The organism is Corynebacterium sp. HS2168-gen11 (assembly GCF_024834075.1).
Taxonomy (GTDB): domain Bacteria; phylum Actinomycetota; class Actinomycetes; order Mycobacteriales; family Mycobacteriaceae; genus Corynebacterium.
The window spans coordinates 262,489-276,218 of sequence record NZ_JANUXR010000002.1 but is presented as its reverse complement, the minus strand read 5'-3'; the positions used below and the strand labels follow the sequence as shown (position 1 = coordinate 276,218).

The 13,730-nt window shown below is 49.4% G+C and carries 12 protein-coding genes; 6 read left to right on the top strand and 6 right to left on the bottom strand.

Going from position 1 to position 13,730, the window contains the following annotated elements; genetic code table 11:
- Window positions 1-257: 257 nt before the first annotated feature.
- A complete protein-coding gene (locus NXS99_RS02555; protein WP_259287102.1) occupies window positions 258-779 on the bottom strand; it encodes a hypothetical protein in 522 nt (173 codons plus the stop codon).
- A gap of 85 nt (window positions 780-864) precedes the next feature.
- Window positions 865-1,623: a hypothetical protein gene (locus NXS99_RS02550; RefSeq protein WP_259287118.1), complete on the bottom strand. Its 759-nt coding sequence runs from the start codon at window positions 1,621-1,623 to the stop codon at window positions 865-867.
- Between the two features lie 141 nt (window positions 1,624-1,764).
- On the opposite strand from NXS99_RS02550, the gene hflX reads away from it, so the two are divergent.
- The 3 genes from hflX to NXS99_RS02535 all read left to right on the top strand — a co-directional run bounded on the left by hflX (window position 1,765) and on the right by NXS99_RS02535 (window position 6,593).
- Window positions 1,765-3,384, top strand: a complete 1,620-nt coding sequence (hflX, locus tag NXS99_RS02545) for a GTPase HflX (RefSeq protein ID WP_259287101.1) — start codon at window positions 1,765-1,767, stop codon at window positions 3,382-3,384.
- Window positions 3,385-3,525: 141 nt separating this feature from the next.
- Window positions 3,526-4,812, top strand: coding sequence for a uracil-xanthine permease family protein (locus tag NXS99_RS02540; RefSeq protein WP_259287100.1), 1,287 nt, complete (start codon window positions 3,526-3,528; stop codon window positions 4,810-4,812).
- A 203-nt stretch (window positions 4,813-5,015) separates the two neighbouring features.
- Window positions 5,016-6,593: an NAD-binding protein gene (locus NXS99_RS02535; RefSeq protein WP_259287099.1), complete on the top strand. Its 1,578-nt coding sequence runs from the start codon at window positions 5,016-5,018 to the stop codon at window positions 6,591-6,593.
- Window positions 6,594-6,677: 84 nt separating this feature from the next.
- Here NXS99_RS02535 and NXS99_RS02530 read toward each other — a convergent pair whose 3' ends face one another.
- Together NXS99_RS02530 and NXS99_RS02525 are read right to left on the bottom strand one after the other, a co-directional pair.
- Window positions 6,678-6,941, bottom strand: a complete 264-nt coding sequence (locus tag NXS99_RS02530; protein WP_259287098.1) for an HPr family phosphocarrier protein — start codon at window positions 6,939-6,941, stop codon at window positions 6,678-6,680.
- A 207-nt stretch (window positions 6,942-7,148) separates the two neighbouring features.
- Window positions 7,149-8,141 (bottom strand): 1-phosphofructokinase family hexose kinase, encoded by a 993-nt coding sequence (locus tag NXS99_RS02525; protein WP_259287097.1) that lies wholly within the window; start codon window positions 8,139-8,141, stop codon window positions 7,149-7,151.
- A 330-nt stretch (window positions 8,142-8,471) separates the two neighbouring features.
- Between NXS99_RS02525 and ptsP the strand changes: the two genes are divergently transcribed.
- On the top strand, window positions 8,472-10,172 hold the full coding sequence (gene ptsP / locus NXS99_RS02520) for a phosphoenolpyruvate--protein phosphotransferase (protein ID WP_259287096.1): 1,701 nt from the start codon (window positions 8,472-8,474) through the stop codon (window positions 10,170-10,172).
- Between the two features lie 236 nt (window positions 10,173-10,408).
- Here the strand turns inward: ptsP and NXS99_RS02515 are convergent, their stop codons facing one another.
- Together NXS99_RS02515 and lexA are read right to left on the bottom strand one after the other, a co-directional pair.
- On the bottom strand, window positions 10,409-11,191 hold the full coding sequence (locus tag NXS99_RS02515) for a DeoR/GlpR family DNA-binding transcription regulator (protein ID WP_259287095.1): 783 nt from the start codon (window positions 11,189-11,191) through the stop codon (window positions 10,409-10,411).
- 623 nt (window positions 11,192-11,814) lie between these two features.
- Complete coding sequence (gene lexA, locus NXS99_RS02510; RefSeq protein WP_259287094.1) at window positions 11,815-12,507, bottom strand: transcriptional repressor LexA; 693 nt, start codon at window positions 12,505-12,507, stop codon at window positions 11,815-11,817.
- 358 nt (window positions 12,508-12,865) lie between these two features.
- Between lexA and NXS99_RS02505 the strand changes: the two genes are divergently transcribed.
- On the top strand, window positions 12,866-13,192 hold the full coding sequence (locus NXS99_RS02505) for a hypothetical protein (RefSeq protein ID WP_259287093.1): 327 nt from the start codon (window positions 12,866-12,868) through the stop codon (window positions 13,190-13,192).
- A gap of 81 nt (window positions 13,193-13,273) precedes the next feature.
- Entirely contained in the window at window positions 13,274-13,729 is a 456-nt protein-coding gene (nrdR, locus tag NXS99_RS02500; protein ID WP_259287092.1) for a transcriptional regulator NrdR, read from the top strand.
- The last annotated feature ends 1 nt before the right edge of the window (window position 13,730 follow it).

The window sequence follows — 13,730 nt, the reverse complement described above, 5'->3', positions numbered from 1 at the left end:
CTGCGGCTGACAGCTTGGATTAATGCCACAGCTTCGCTGGCAAGCTTTGCGACGGTGCCCAGAATGTTCATAGCCTGCAGCGTACAAACAATCCACACGTCATGCGAGGCGAAACGGTAGGTGAAATCTCACAGTCGGAAATGGGAACCAAACTGGGTCTTCCGAGAGTCTAATAAGAAGCGGGCGTCTGTGTTCGGCGAGGCGTGCTGGGGAAAAGGAATCTGATTCCCTTAATAGGGTGCCCCCAACACTACACCCTAAAGCCCGCGCCTTAATGCTGCTCGACGCGCAGCGCTCCAAGCGGCCTGTAGCTCCTCGACACGGGCGTCGGTAAGCATCAGCAGTTGTTCTAATTGAGCGACTTGGAGTGGTCGACGCAGGCGGAGGCGTATCTTTTTGGTGAAGTTTTTGCTGGATTTTGCCAGCAGCCAGAATTGTTCGATGTCTGGATCTGTTGAGTTGGCCTCTGCGAGAGCTGGTCGTTGGAGAGTACGATCGGCGACGTAGTCTGCCTCGGAGCTATAGAGGAATTTGTGGAATTCATCGAGCACTGCGTCAATGTCTTCTAAGGACAACAAAATTGACGATTGCAGTGCGGTCGCTTCGGCGCTGTTTGGCTGGAAACGGATTGCGAGATACGCCAAGGCGCTGATGAGAATTGCTAAAACAACGCCTTCATATTTCAGAAAGAAAATCAACGCTAAACAGCAGGTGCCAATGACAAACCACGGCCATCGAGGCGATGAAAAACCCCGATCGTACTCGATGATCTCGTTCATAACAAAAGCCTTTAGCGTTGATTGGGCAGTTAGAATTTATTAGCCTAGAACATTTGTTGTTTGCGGATCAAATATGCCGCTTTCCTTAATGGCCACCGCAACCACAGCCACCCGAACCACAGCCGCCACCATCGCCGCCGCAACCTTGCGGTGCCAGCACGGAGCCGACCAAAATGCCTGAGCCGGTGATGATCGAGTTTTTCTCTGGCAGATCAGGGGAGTCTGGCAAGCAGACATCGTAGGCGAAAGAACCGTCAACCGTTGCGTGAATAAATCGCTGGCCGGTCAAGCCATTGGTGCGATAATCGGCTTCGAGAATACGTGCACTAAATTCAGCACTTGCATCTGGGATTTCGCTGCCAGTGCCCTTTGCGACGATCTCGGCGCCGAATGATTGCAGCGAACCTGGTTGCTCACCGGTGGCGTTGCTGTATGCCTCTGAATTTTCGTAATAGGTGAGGCTTTGGGCGTCTGCAAGCAGGGCGACGGAAAGCTGTTGCCAACGCTGCTCGGGTTCGTCGACAAGCAGTGGGCCTTGGGCTAGGTTACAGGTCAAAGTTGTGACTGTTTGGCCGTTGTAATCGACGATTTCGCAAAGTGCGAGCACATCATTGAGCATAGAAATGTGTGCAAAGCTCATTGCCACTGCATCAAAACCGGCATAGGTGGCAAAAGGCTCGACGGCGAGAATATTTAATTGGGCGCCTGAAGGATCCGAATACTGAATCAGCTGGCCACCACGCACTTCACCGGTGACCGAAAGCTGATCGGTGGCAATGGCCGCCTCGACTGCAGCTTGCCAGGTTGGATAGTTCATTCCCAATGCTTCTAAGTCTGTACTCATACCACCAGAGTTTACCCTTAATAAGGTAGGCCGCGCAGGTTCGTTGCCGGCGATCGCCTGTGACGTACCACCTATTAAGAAAAATTTTCTTAATAGGGAATAGGCAAACTTCGGTGGAAAGTGAGACAATAGTCAGCAACGATGAATAATTTACCGAATTTCCCCCAGCATTCTCAGCGCGATCATGACGCCTTAATAGAGCAAACGTTTCGTGATCATACGCCAACGGCTCTTAGCCCTGATGAGCACCCCGGAGTCGATTTCTCTGGTTTGGAACGCTCAGTAGACACTAGCGCAGGTAAAAGCCATGATCCTGCAGCCTCGGCCGATAGTCATTTCGCCTCCAATGCCACCCCGACGGTTGGTGAGCTGGATCTGGAGGCGCGTAGTTCGCTGCGTCGATTAGCTCGTGGGTCCAATATTCACGCGACTGATCAAGACGATGGCTATGACGTTGAGTACCGTAAGCTGCGCCTGGAGCGCGTGATCTTGGTTGGTGTGTGGACCGAGGGGACGACTGCCGAAATTGAGGCGACGATGATGGAGTTATCGGCGCTTGCCGAGACTGCGGGTTCTGAGGTCGTCGATATGCTGTATCAAAAGCGTGATCGTCCGGATCCTGGCACCTATATTGGCAGCGGCAAGGTGAAGGAATTAAAGGAAATCGTGGTCTCTACGGGCGTGGACACGGTTGTGTGCGACGGTGAGTTATCGCCTGGTCAGATGATTGCGCTGGAAAAGGCACTGGATGTAAAAGTTATCGACCGCACGATGCTGATTCTCGATATTTTCGCCCAGCATGCTAAGAGCAAAGAAGGTAAGGCCCAGGTTTCATTAGCGCAGATGGAATATCTGATTACCCGTGTGCGTGGTTGGGGTGGGGCGTTGTCGCGTCAGGCAGGTGGCCGCGCTGGTTCAAATGGTGGCGTAGGCTTGCGCGGTCCGGGTGAAACCAAGATCGAGGCTGATCGACGCCGGCTGCGTACCGATATGGCGAAATTGCGCAAGGAAATTGCGGGGATGAAAACCGCTCGCGAGGTTAAACGCGCGCAACGGCGAAGTTCTACGGTGGCCTCAATTGCCATTGCCGGATATACCAATGCCGGGAAATCTTCCTTAATTAATGCGATGACCGGGGCAGGTGTGCTGGTCGAAGACGCGCTTTTTGCCACCCTTGACCCAACAACTCGACGCGCAGAGCTCGCCGATGGCCGCACCGTTGTGTTTACCGACACCGTTGGCTTCGTGCGTCACTTGCCAACGCAGCTGGTTGAGGCGTTTCGTTCCACGTTGGAAGAAGTCGTGGAAGCTGATTTGGTGTTGCACGTTGTTGACGGCTCGGATCCGTTTCCACTGAAGCAGATCGAGGCGGTGAATTCCGTTATTAGGGAAATCGTCCGTGAGCAAAGAGTGGATGCTCCGCCTGAGATCGTGGTGGTCAATAAGATTGACGCGGCTGATCCATTAACACTCGCAGAGCTGCGGCATGTGCTCGACGATGTGGTGTTTGTCTCAGCGCACACCGGTGAAGGCATTGCTGAGCTGGAAGCCCGCGTCGAGCTGTTCTTAAATTCGTTAGATGCGCATAGCCATCTGCTGATTCCGTTCACGCGCGGAGATGTGGTCTCGCGGTTACATAAATTCGGCACGGTGTTGTCTGAGGAGTACACCGATCAAGGCACCATCATGGACGTTCGATTGCCGCACTCGCTGGCACAGGAACTGGCTGAGTTCATCATTTCCCCTGATACGGTGGAGTAGAAGTACCTGTAAGCGTCGATACGCAAATGCTTGACGACGCTCGCCTTCGTTCTTCATCACCGAAAAAGCCGATGGTGCCATTGGGATTGGCAGAAGGCTGGAATTGGTGTTTTTATGATTCGGCGTCGATAATAAAGACTCGTGAATAATTCTTCTTGGGGTTGGACCCTGCACGGTGATGGAAAATCAATTGAGCCAGGTGGCGTGGTAGCGCCAGATGAACGTTTGAGCTGGTCGCGCACGGTTGGCATCGGCATGCAGCATGTGATTGCAATGTTCGGTGCCACCTTGTTGGTACCAACGCTGACTGGTTTCCCGGTGAATACCACGTTGCTATTCTCTGGTTTGGGCACCATGATTTTCTTGTTGGTGACTCGCAACCGGTTGCCTTCTTATTTGGGATCGTCGTTCGGTTTCATTGCGCCACTGATGGCAAGCCAAGGTGAAGGCATTGCGGTTCAGCTTGGTGGCGTAGTTGCAGCTGGTCTAGCATTGATTCTGGTAGGTTTTGCGGTCAAGGCATTAGGCAAGCGCATTATCGATCTGGTCATGCCACCTGCTGTGACTGGCGCGATTGTGGCTTTAATTGGTTTGAACCTCTCACCGGCTGCGGTCAATAACTATCAGGAGCAGCCGCTGGTTGCGACCGTCACCCTGTTTGCCATCTTGACCTTTACCGTGGCATGTCGTGGCATGATTGCGCGTTTGGGCATCTTACTCGGTGTTATCACTGGTTGGGTGTTTGCTGCTGTCACCGGCAATCTCTCAGAGGGTGCCAGTGAAGCAATTGCGCAAGCTCCGTGGATCGGGTTGCCTGAATTCCATGCACCAACATTTACAGTGCCTGCTATCTTGATTACTTTGCCAGTTGTTATCGTCCTGATTGCAGAAAACGTTGGTCACGTGAAGGCAGTGTCGGAAATGACTGGTCGCGATCTTGATGATCTTGCAGGTGATGCCTTGATTGCAGATGGTATCGGTACTGCACTTGCCGGTAGCTTCGGTGGCTCTGGTACCACTACGTACGCTGAAAATATTGGTGTGATGGCAGCAACTCGCGTCTATTCCACCGCAGCGTATTGGGTAGCAGCATCAACTGCAGTTGTGTTGGCATTCATTCCGAAATTCGGCGTGCTGATCTTCACCATTCCAGTTGGCGTGCTTGGCGGTGCAGCATTGGTGCTTTATGGTTTGATCGGTATGCTCGGCGTGCGCATCTGGCAAGACAATCAAGTCAACTTCAATAATCCTGTGAACCTCACTGCCGCAGCAGTTGCATTGGTCGCCGGTATTGGTAACCTTTCGCTGACAGTCTTTGGTATCACGCTTGAAGGCATCGCATGGGGTTCAATCGGTGTGATCGCAGGCTACCCGCTGTTGAAGTGGATGTATGTAACCTTCGGTGAAGGCAAAAACGCAAGATTTTAAGCGTTAAGCGTGAATCATCACAAGCTGGATTTCCTTAATAGGGGTCCAGCTTTTTCGTGCCTAAATCACACCGGAAGTCATTACCTATGACTTGAGGTAATTGCTGGTGTGAGGTGGTGTTTTGCGCTAGTCTATGCCCAACATTAAGGAAAAATAGCAGCATAGACAGGTTGCTCCAGTGCAAAACAAAAAAAGGAGAAGCTGTGACCGAGACCATATCGACGTTCATGCACGGCGCGGATGTAGCATCAAGTAACAACAGCAAGCTGGAAACAAGTACGCGCCCAACCTCACCTGCAAGCACGGACACATTCACTGCTGAAGCTACCCTTAGTGCTTTTGGGCAGCCTACTGGCTATGCGTTGTGGTTGTATCCGTTGCTGCGTCATGTGTATGGGCCAGAAGCCACTGCGGTGGATACGTTAGCGGATAATGAAACGATGCTGTATGAGCGCGATCGCTTTCTAGGCGTGATTCCCGGTACCACATTTGGACCACGTATTCTGGCCTCTCACAGCAGCGTTGAAGCTGAACCTGCCTGGTTTCTTGATGATGTCCAGGCACACATGTTGGAGTCTTTTGAGACTTGTTATAGGTTGGCGAAAACACACCTCGGTGGCGATTTCACTGATACTGTGACATTGATTCTTGGTTGTGGTGATCATGGGCGGGCACAAGCACAGCTGGTGAAGGCCTTTGGTGGGGTGAGTATTGTGGTTGATGTCGATCGGGAAGTGTTGCAAGACGCCGTCGATAAGCAGTATGTCAATGTTATTTGTGAAGATATGCATACAGCCATTGCAACTGCTGCAGAGGCAAAAGTTGCGAATATTTCCTTAATAGTGGGGGTACATGCCCATGCCACCAACGCGATTGCCGAGGCACTCAGCTGCCACCTTTCCGGTGATTTGCCTATCACTGCAGTATTTCATCGTATTCCTTTGCCGAATGTGACCGATTTTGTGCCACGACATATTCGGCCTGTTCGATGGCGGTATACGCGGCTGCAGGATTCAGTGCTGGCGGAAAAATTGTCGTGGAATGTGTGTCGTGAGTATGTGGAATCGTTGTTGGCGTTTCAGGATTTTGGAGCGCTGGTGTTTGATTTGCAGCGGGGAGTGCGCCAGATTGCACTAGAGCGTGGCGTGTCACGTGCTGCGGAGCTGGTGGTGCGGCATGACGAGCATGTTGCTGCGTTGCGTAATCAGGGGGCGAGTGAGTTTAGCTGGGTGCTATTAGGCGGCCGTAGGAAGCGGGAGGCGATAAAAGCTTTAGATGCGACAGTTGCGGCACTGCGCGCGGTTGTGCAGCCACATGTGGGACTGGAAACCTGGCTGAGTTTTGCGGATTCGTGTTTGCCGGTGCAGCGGTATCCTGCGCGCACGTGTTATTTAGGATTCGGCCAGCAATTAAAAGTGGCTTTGGCGTTGAATGCCCTGGTGCGTGATAAGGTGATTGACACGCCAATTGCAATTGGAGTGTCGCCATTTCCGTATGCGCGTGAAACGGGGGTTGGCGCCTATGATGCATCGGCGGTTGCGTTATATGCAATGGCTGCGAGCGGTCGCGGCGCCGATTGGGTCCATGTTGGGTCGAAGTCTTTGCATTATGTGATTCTTGCCGATGGTTCTCAGCGTGCTGAGGATCAGATTCGTGTGTTGTTTGCCACAGATCCATCGATTACTGTGTTGCGTAGGTGCGCGATGGGGGATAGCCGCGCGCAGCGCTTGGCAGTGCAAGCAAAAATCTTCTCTGACGATGGCCAATTGGTGCATACTTAACGACACCTACCAATGCGACAACCGCTGGTACGTTTCCAAACTCTCATTGGAACACAACCAGCGGTTGGTGAAAAACAAGCTTACTTAAGCGTCGAGATCTTGTTCGATAAGGGCGGCGATCTTCTCCACTGCTTCAGCGTTATCTGAGGTCACAGTCACTTTGTCACCCTTTTCAGCGCCAAGAGCCATGATCATCAAAGAAGATGCTGCATCAGTTTCGTCGTCGTCTTCACCTTCAAGAGTCAAGAAGATATCTTCGTCGTATTCACCAGCAGCTTCAGCGATGATGGAAGCAGGGCGAGCATGAAGGCCGACTGCAGAGCCGACCGTAACGGTCTTGGAAGCCATTTTTAATGGTCCTTTCGATTCACAGCGAAACGATGCATGATCATTTGCTGACAGCAACATGTGACATTCTGCTCTTTGCAGTAGCGAGGGCACACGAGGTGCCGCTACAAATAGGAAGAGCGTACCTATGTCCGATTGTATGTGGTTTTATGTAAAACTGCCAACATTTTTCTTTGAATGTGAGATTTTTAGCAAAATACACAAGTCTTAGTACCGAATTTCCTCAACGGTGACAGGATATGACGCTGCATGGACTGGTCCTGGAATGGCAGTACCTGGCAGTGTTACGGCAGCTGTGCCATATCCCACAGCAAGCTGTAATGCCTCAGAGGCTGAATATCCTTCAACAATGCCGCGTAAGTATCCAGCCAAAGTACTATCACCTGCGCCAACAGTGGATAACACTTTGACAGGGGAACACCTTGCATACAAGGCAGTTTCTGAATTTATTAAGACAGCGCCTGCCGCACCAAGCGTCACTAAAACCTCAGGTAATCCTTTGTGAAGCAGCTTGTCGCAAGCAGCCAGTAATGGCAAAAAATTACCGTTTTCGACTTCGTTTTCTAAAATCTCGCCTGGAATACCGACAAGCTGACCAAGCTCTAAGCTATTCGGCGATAAAAGATCTGGTGCGCACTGATCGAGGCGATCGTAAACTGCACGCAGCGGGGCATCGGCAGTATCGATTGCGATTTTCACATTTGGGGCATAATTGCGCAGGAGTTGGGTAATTTCGCAATACCAATCTGCGGTGAGGCCCGGTGGTAGGGAGCCAGCGAGGGCAACCCATTGCGCTAGTGGACTGTGTTGTAAAATCGCTGATTCTAAACTTTTTTGATCCTCAGCAGTCAGCTCTGCGCCTGCACCATTGAGTTTCGTGGTTGTCCCATCTGGTTCGCAGATGGTGGTATTGATGCGTACGCTATTCGTTGCTGGCGTATTGACGAAAGAAATGCCCGTTTTACGTGCGAGCTGTAAAAAATGATCGTGGGCATGTGCGGGGAAAATTGCCAAGTTTGCAATGGCTGCTTTGTGCAGTGCATGGGAAACATTCATGCCTTTGCCACCGGCAGAATGCAAGGTAGTGGACACACGTTGTACGTTGCCAGGTACGAATAGTTCCGAAAGTTGAAAAGTGGTATCGATACTCGGATTAGGAGTGACTGTGACAATAAGAGGTTGGTGTTTGGTCTTGTTCACATTTTCACCTGCCTCACGTTTCATCAAAAAGATGAAATATTTCTCATGTGCCTTTTCGGGCGCGTTCTTGCTGTGTCACTTTGTTCACTCAGTAGTTTAACGGACTACCTGCGGGAGTTTTGAATTGAGTGCTAAAATTGCTTGTGAATCGATGTTTCGGAAGTTTGCTACTACTGGCAAAGATCCGGACATTTCGACGATCGGTTTGTAGGTGCACAACCAAAAAGAATAGGGCATAGAAACCAAATTTGATTTTTTGGTTTATTGCGAAAATGTTGTTTTTGTGGTGTTCTAGAACTAATACCTTTTTGAAAGTGAGGAACGCTTCTTATGTTCGATGATGTGACAAGTGGCACAGGTTATAAGGGTACGGCTGTTGTACCAGGCGTACGCTATGCAAAGGCAGTGTGGATCAGTCCGCGCCCAAAGTTACCGCAAGCTGGTGATGTCGTCGACGAAGCAAAGCGTGAAGCGGAGTTGGAACGTTTTACTATCGCCGCTGATACAGTCGCTCAACGTTTGCTTGAGCGTTCCGAGCGAGCAGTAGGTGATGCTTCTGCAGTGTTGAAAGCTACTGCCGGCATGATTAATGATCGTGGTTGGCGCAAGGCTGTGAAAAAGGGTATCACTGGAGGTCATCCGGCTGATTATGCCGTTGTTGCAGCAACGACCAAATTTGTTGCTTTGTTTGAGGCCGCCGGCGGAGTGATGGCTGAACGCACAACTGACTTGCGTGATATCCGTGATCGCGTGATCGCAGAACTGCGCGGTGAATCAGAGCCGGGTCTGCCGGCAGTAACTGAACGGGTAGTGCTATTCGCCGACGATCTCTCTCCAGCCGATACAGCTGCTTTAGATACCGAATATTTTGTCGGTCTTGTAACTGAACTTGGCGGACCTACCTCGCATACTGCAATTATTGCGCGTCAGCTCAACGTGCCGTGCATCGTTGCAGCAGGATCAAGTATCCAAAACATTGCTTCTGGCGAGATGATCTTAGTGGATGGTTCATTGGGCACAATCACCCTTGAAGCTGATGCCGAGACGGCACTTCTTGCCGAGCAAGAATCTCATATGCAAGCAGAACGAATTGCACAGTGGCGCGGTCCAGCGCAGACTAAAGATGGTCACCGTATTCAACTGCTCGCGAATGTACAAGACGGCAATTCTGCACGTGTAGCAGCAACGCAAAGCCAAGCGGAAGGCATTGGTCTGTTCCGTACCGAGTTGTGCTTCTTAACCGCTACCGAGGAACCATCTGTCGAAGAACAAGCCGCTGTCTACAAGAAAGTGCTTGAACAGTTCCCAGACGCAAAAGTAGTTGTGCGGTCCTTAGACGCAGGTTCTGATAAGCCAGTGGCGTTTGCGAATATGGCAGATGAGATCAACCCAGCACTAGGTGTACGCGGTCTTCGTGTTGCGCGTGCGAATGAGCCAATTATGACTCGTCAGCTTGACGCTATTGCGCTTGCAGCACAGCAATTGGGTCGCGATGCTTCCAGCCCGACGTGGGTGATGGCGCCAATGGTGGCAACTGCACGCGAAGCGAAGTGGTTCTCGGCACTCTGTAAAGAACGTGGCTTAATTGCTGGTGCCATGATCGAAGTTCCTGCCGCATCATTGATGGCAGATAAGATCATGCCATATCTCGACTTCGTCTCGATCGGTACGAATGATTTAACGCAATATACAATGGCAGCCGATCGCATGTCACCACAATTGGCATATCTGACGGATCCTTGGCAGCCAGCGGTACTGCGTTTGATTGAGCACACCTGTAAGGAAGGTCAGCGTTTTAATACGCCTGTTGGTATTTGTGGTGAAGCAGCAGCGGATCCACTGCTGGCATGTGTCTTGACTGGTCTGGGCGTGAACTCACTCTCAGCGGCCTCAACTGCAATTGCAGCCGTCGGTGCACAACTTGCTGCAGTCGATTTTGAAACTTGCAAGCGTGCTGCCGCAGCCGCACTTGATGCTGAAGGCGCAAAAGACGCTCGAGCAACAGTACGAAAGATCCTGATGAGCAGTTAATCCGTAGAAAACAGCTGGCCACTGTCTTTGGAGAAGTTACCAAAGATAGTGGCTTTTTCTATGCCTTCTCGATTCCACAACACCCTGCCGCACTCGTTCAAGTATTGCAATGCTTATCGACGCTGCGGCATTTGCGTATCAGTACAAAATTTCAGGGTATAAGACTCAGATCCTCGTAAAAATGTGGTACTTCTTGAGCAGAAGCACCACATGTACGCATTATCAGCGATGAAACTCTAGGCTGGTGCGATGACAACCTCGATATTACGATCACGAAGGGCTTTCACGAAGCTGTCTGGCACGTTTGCATCGGTGACAATTACATCAATATCAGAAATAGCGCCAAAGCTTACGAGATAGTCGGTTCCCATTTTTGTAGAGTCGCACAACACCACAACTTTTTGGGCATTGGTAATCATAGCTGACTTAATCGCTGCTTCTTGAGAATCAGCAGTTGATAACCCATGATCGAGTGTTAAAGCGTTAGTGCCGATAAACGCAACATCAGCACGCATAAGAGCGAGCGTACGAAGTGCTGGTGCACCAACGACAGCCTGAGTAATGCCGCGCACGCTGCCGCCAAGCAGTTGCACCTCATCGAGATTGGCATTCGCCAAAGTAAGAGCAATAGACAAGGAGTTCGTAACAATCGACCAATGCTTCGCTGTTGGCTGTAATGAGATTAGCTCAGCTAGAGCAGCAGTTGTTGTACCTGCATCTAAGAACATTCCACCTTGTTGATCGGGGAGAAAGGCAAGTGCTGCTTGTGCAATCGAATTTTTAGCAGTCGATGCGGAGCGTGCTCGAGCATCGAGTGGATATTCGGTGGTTTGGAAAGTTTGATTTGCTACTGCACCGCCATGAACGCGATGAACCACACCTTCTCGGTCAAGCACTGCTAAGTCACGGCGAATGGTTTCTGCGGTAACGTCAAAACGTGCAGCGAGTTCCGTAACATTTACGCGTCCTTCAATTGCAGTCAGTGAGGCAATCTGACGACGGCGTTCTTCTGAATACATTGTTACACGGATCTCCTTGAATCAGTATGTGTTGAGTTTGCATTTGGCAATCAAACATTTGCTGAAGCGAAAAGAAGTGAAACAAAAACGAGATGTTTCTGTTATTTCTGAAGTATTCGCAGATATACGAACTTCATGTTTGAAAGTCACTCATCATCTTCCCACATTTGTGAGTTTGAGTGGGAAAAAATGTTGCTTTTTCATCGTAATGTGGCGCTTCAAGCGTGTAGGAAAACACTCTTAAAATCCGAGTAAGTCGATGACCTGTGGGTTTTGCCATATTTTGGTGACATCGGGGTAAACGTGAAAACGCCCACATTAAGAAATAGGGGTAGAACTTTGGGGGTATTGAGAGCTTAGAATGTACTAAAAACAAGCAAACCTGTCAGACGTCATACAACACTGACTGATGTATTTGCTTACGTATCGTCGCGATTTTGCCACCAATAGATGTGAAGATTGGCAATTGTCAATGATGGTTCGCACAATTATCCTGAATGTCCGCATGGACTAGTTGGCATTCACGTGGTGGCTCACAACTGCGCTTAGAGCGCAAAGTGAAAGATCTACAAGGCCTGAACGATAAATTGGCCGTACCATGCAGGGTATATGCATGAATTGCGTTAGAAACTGCGGAGCAAGCTTACGACTTTGCCTTGAATTTGAGTATCGGCTGTAACTGGAATGTCGTCGAATTCTGGGTTGTGGGGGAGAAGCCACGAACCTGAGGATGTAACCGCATATTCTTTGACAGTCGCCTCGCCGTCGATAAGCGCTGCAACGATTTCTCCATTTTCTGCAACATTTTGCGCACGAACAACCACATAGTCACCATCCAGAATGCCCGCATCACGCATAGATTCACCGTTGACTTTAAGCATAAAATGTTCGCCTTCACCGATAATCTCGCGGGAAAGCAAAAATTTATTTTCTACATGTTCTTCGGCAGTAATTGGAACACCTGCTGCAATCGTGCCAACCAGAGGAACAGTAAAGTAGTCGTCAAGGTTGATTTCTGGATCTTGTACTTGTTTCTTAGGTTTTGGACCAGTCTTTTTTGTGTGTTCGGTTGGCAACGTAGTGATATTAACTGCACGTGGCTTGTTTGAGTCTCGAACTACATAGCCTTTTCGAACCAATTCATTAAGCTGGTACGAAACAGATGATGTGGAATGCAATCCAGCTGCATCACCAATTTCGCGAATGCTTGGAGGGTATCCGCGCAATTGAACTGCGTCAATGATTACTTGTAATACTTGGCTTTGACGAGATGTTAACGGTTCGCGTTGATCTTTTTTGCTGGATTTACTCGACATGGCTTGTTTTCCTCCAATTGGCATTTTCTCTGATACTAGCAGAGGTTTTCGATTGACTTCAATTAGTTCGACAAGATGTGTCGAATCTTTCATCGAAGATTTTCTGCTATTGGCGAGATGATCGTGTAGGAGACATGGTCTACTTTTTCGTTATTATTAGAGCTAGTCATGGGTTTTTAAGAATATATCCATATCGAATAGATGTTCGAGTTTGACAAATGTTGTAACCGCCATAATAATTTAAACATAATTCCTATTTCGAACAATTGAGCGAAGTTGGTATTGGTAACTTAAAGTATTTCGATATCTTGAAGCTCAATGCCGAATCTCTGTGCAACATTAACGAGAAAGTACGACTATGACTGCTCTTCAACCTCGACGAGTACAAGCATCGGAGCTGTGCCCAGTTGTTGTGCCACCTGCTGCAGTGTGGAATGGTGGCATGCAGTTGGCTTTTCAATCCGCCATCTCCCAGTCGACATCACGGTCACAGCAAGTTGGATTGCGTAGAACAGTTGCTCATGCAAGCCTATATTTGCTGGAAAGTTTGAAACGCTACTCTCTTGTGATCATTTCCGCATTGTTGTTTAGTGCGGGTATCTCCATGCTGCTTGCTAATGATCCACAAGAGACATCTTTCTTTGATGCAGAGTATATGCAAGTTATCGCTGATACAGGCATGTAACTTCGACTATATCTGACAATTTGATATCTCTTGGCATAATAAGAGAGAGAATTTGTCTGCAAAGAGAAAGAGTCTTGTCTTATGCACTGCCCATTTTGTCAACACGAGCATTCCAAAGTTATTGATTCTCGTGTTGTTGATAGCGGAACAGCTATTCGACGTCGTCGTGAATGTAGCGCATGCCAAGGTCGTTTCACAACGATGGAAAAGGCTCAACTATTGGTTGTGAAACGTAATGGTTTAACTGAGCCATTTAGCCGCGATAAAGTGGTGTCTGGTGTACGCCGTGCGTGCCAAGGACGTGATGTTAGTGATGATTCTCTGAAACGTTTAGCGCAGCAGGTTGAGGAAAAAGTTCGTCAAAATGGTTCGTCTCAGATCCATGCCAATGCAATTGGTCTTGCTATTCTTGAGCCGCTTCGAGAACTTGATGAAGTCGCATATCTCCGTTTTGCGTCTGTGTATAAGTCGTTTGAATCAGCGCAAGATTTTGAATCTGAAATTCGTCTCATGCATCGACTCGACAGGACACTATAAA

Coding starts and splice junctions, on each gene's coding strand:
- NXS99_RS02555 (WP_259287102.1), bottom strand. CDS start 779: ATGAACGAGATCATCGAGTACGATCGGGGTTTTTCATCGCCTCGATGG.
- NXS99_RS02550 (WP_259287118.1), bottom strand. CDS start 1,623: ATGAGTACAGACTTAGAAGCATTGGGAATGAACTATCCAACCTGGCAA.
- hflX (WP_259287101.1), top strand. CDS start 1,765: ATGAATAATTTACCGAATTTCCCCCAGCATTCTCAGCGCGATCATGAC.
- NXS99_RS02530 (WP_259287098.1), bottom strand. CDS start 6,941: ATGGCTTCCAAGACCGTTACGGTCGGCTCTGCAGTCGGCCTTCATGCT.
- ptsP (WP_259287096.1), top strand. CDS start 8,472: ATGTTCGATGATGTGACAAGTGGCACAGGTTATAAGGGTACGGCTGTT.
- NXS99_RS02515 (WP_259287095.1), bottom strand. CDS start 11,191: ATGTATTCAGAAGAACGCCGTCGTCAGATTGCCTCACTGACTGCAATT.
- lexA (WP_259287094.1), bottom strand. CDS start 12,507: ATGTCGAGTAAATCCAGCAAAAAAGATCAACGCGAACCGTTAACATCT.
- NXS99_RS02505 (WP_259287093.1), top strand. CDS start 12,866: ATGACTGCTCTTCAACCTCGACGAGTACAAGCATCGGAGCTGTGCCCA.
- nrdR (WP_259287092.1), top strand. CDS start 13,274: ATGCACTGCCCATTTTGTCAACACGAGCATTCCAAAGTTATTGATTCT.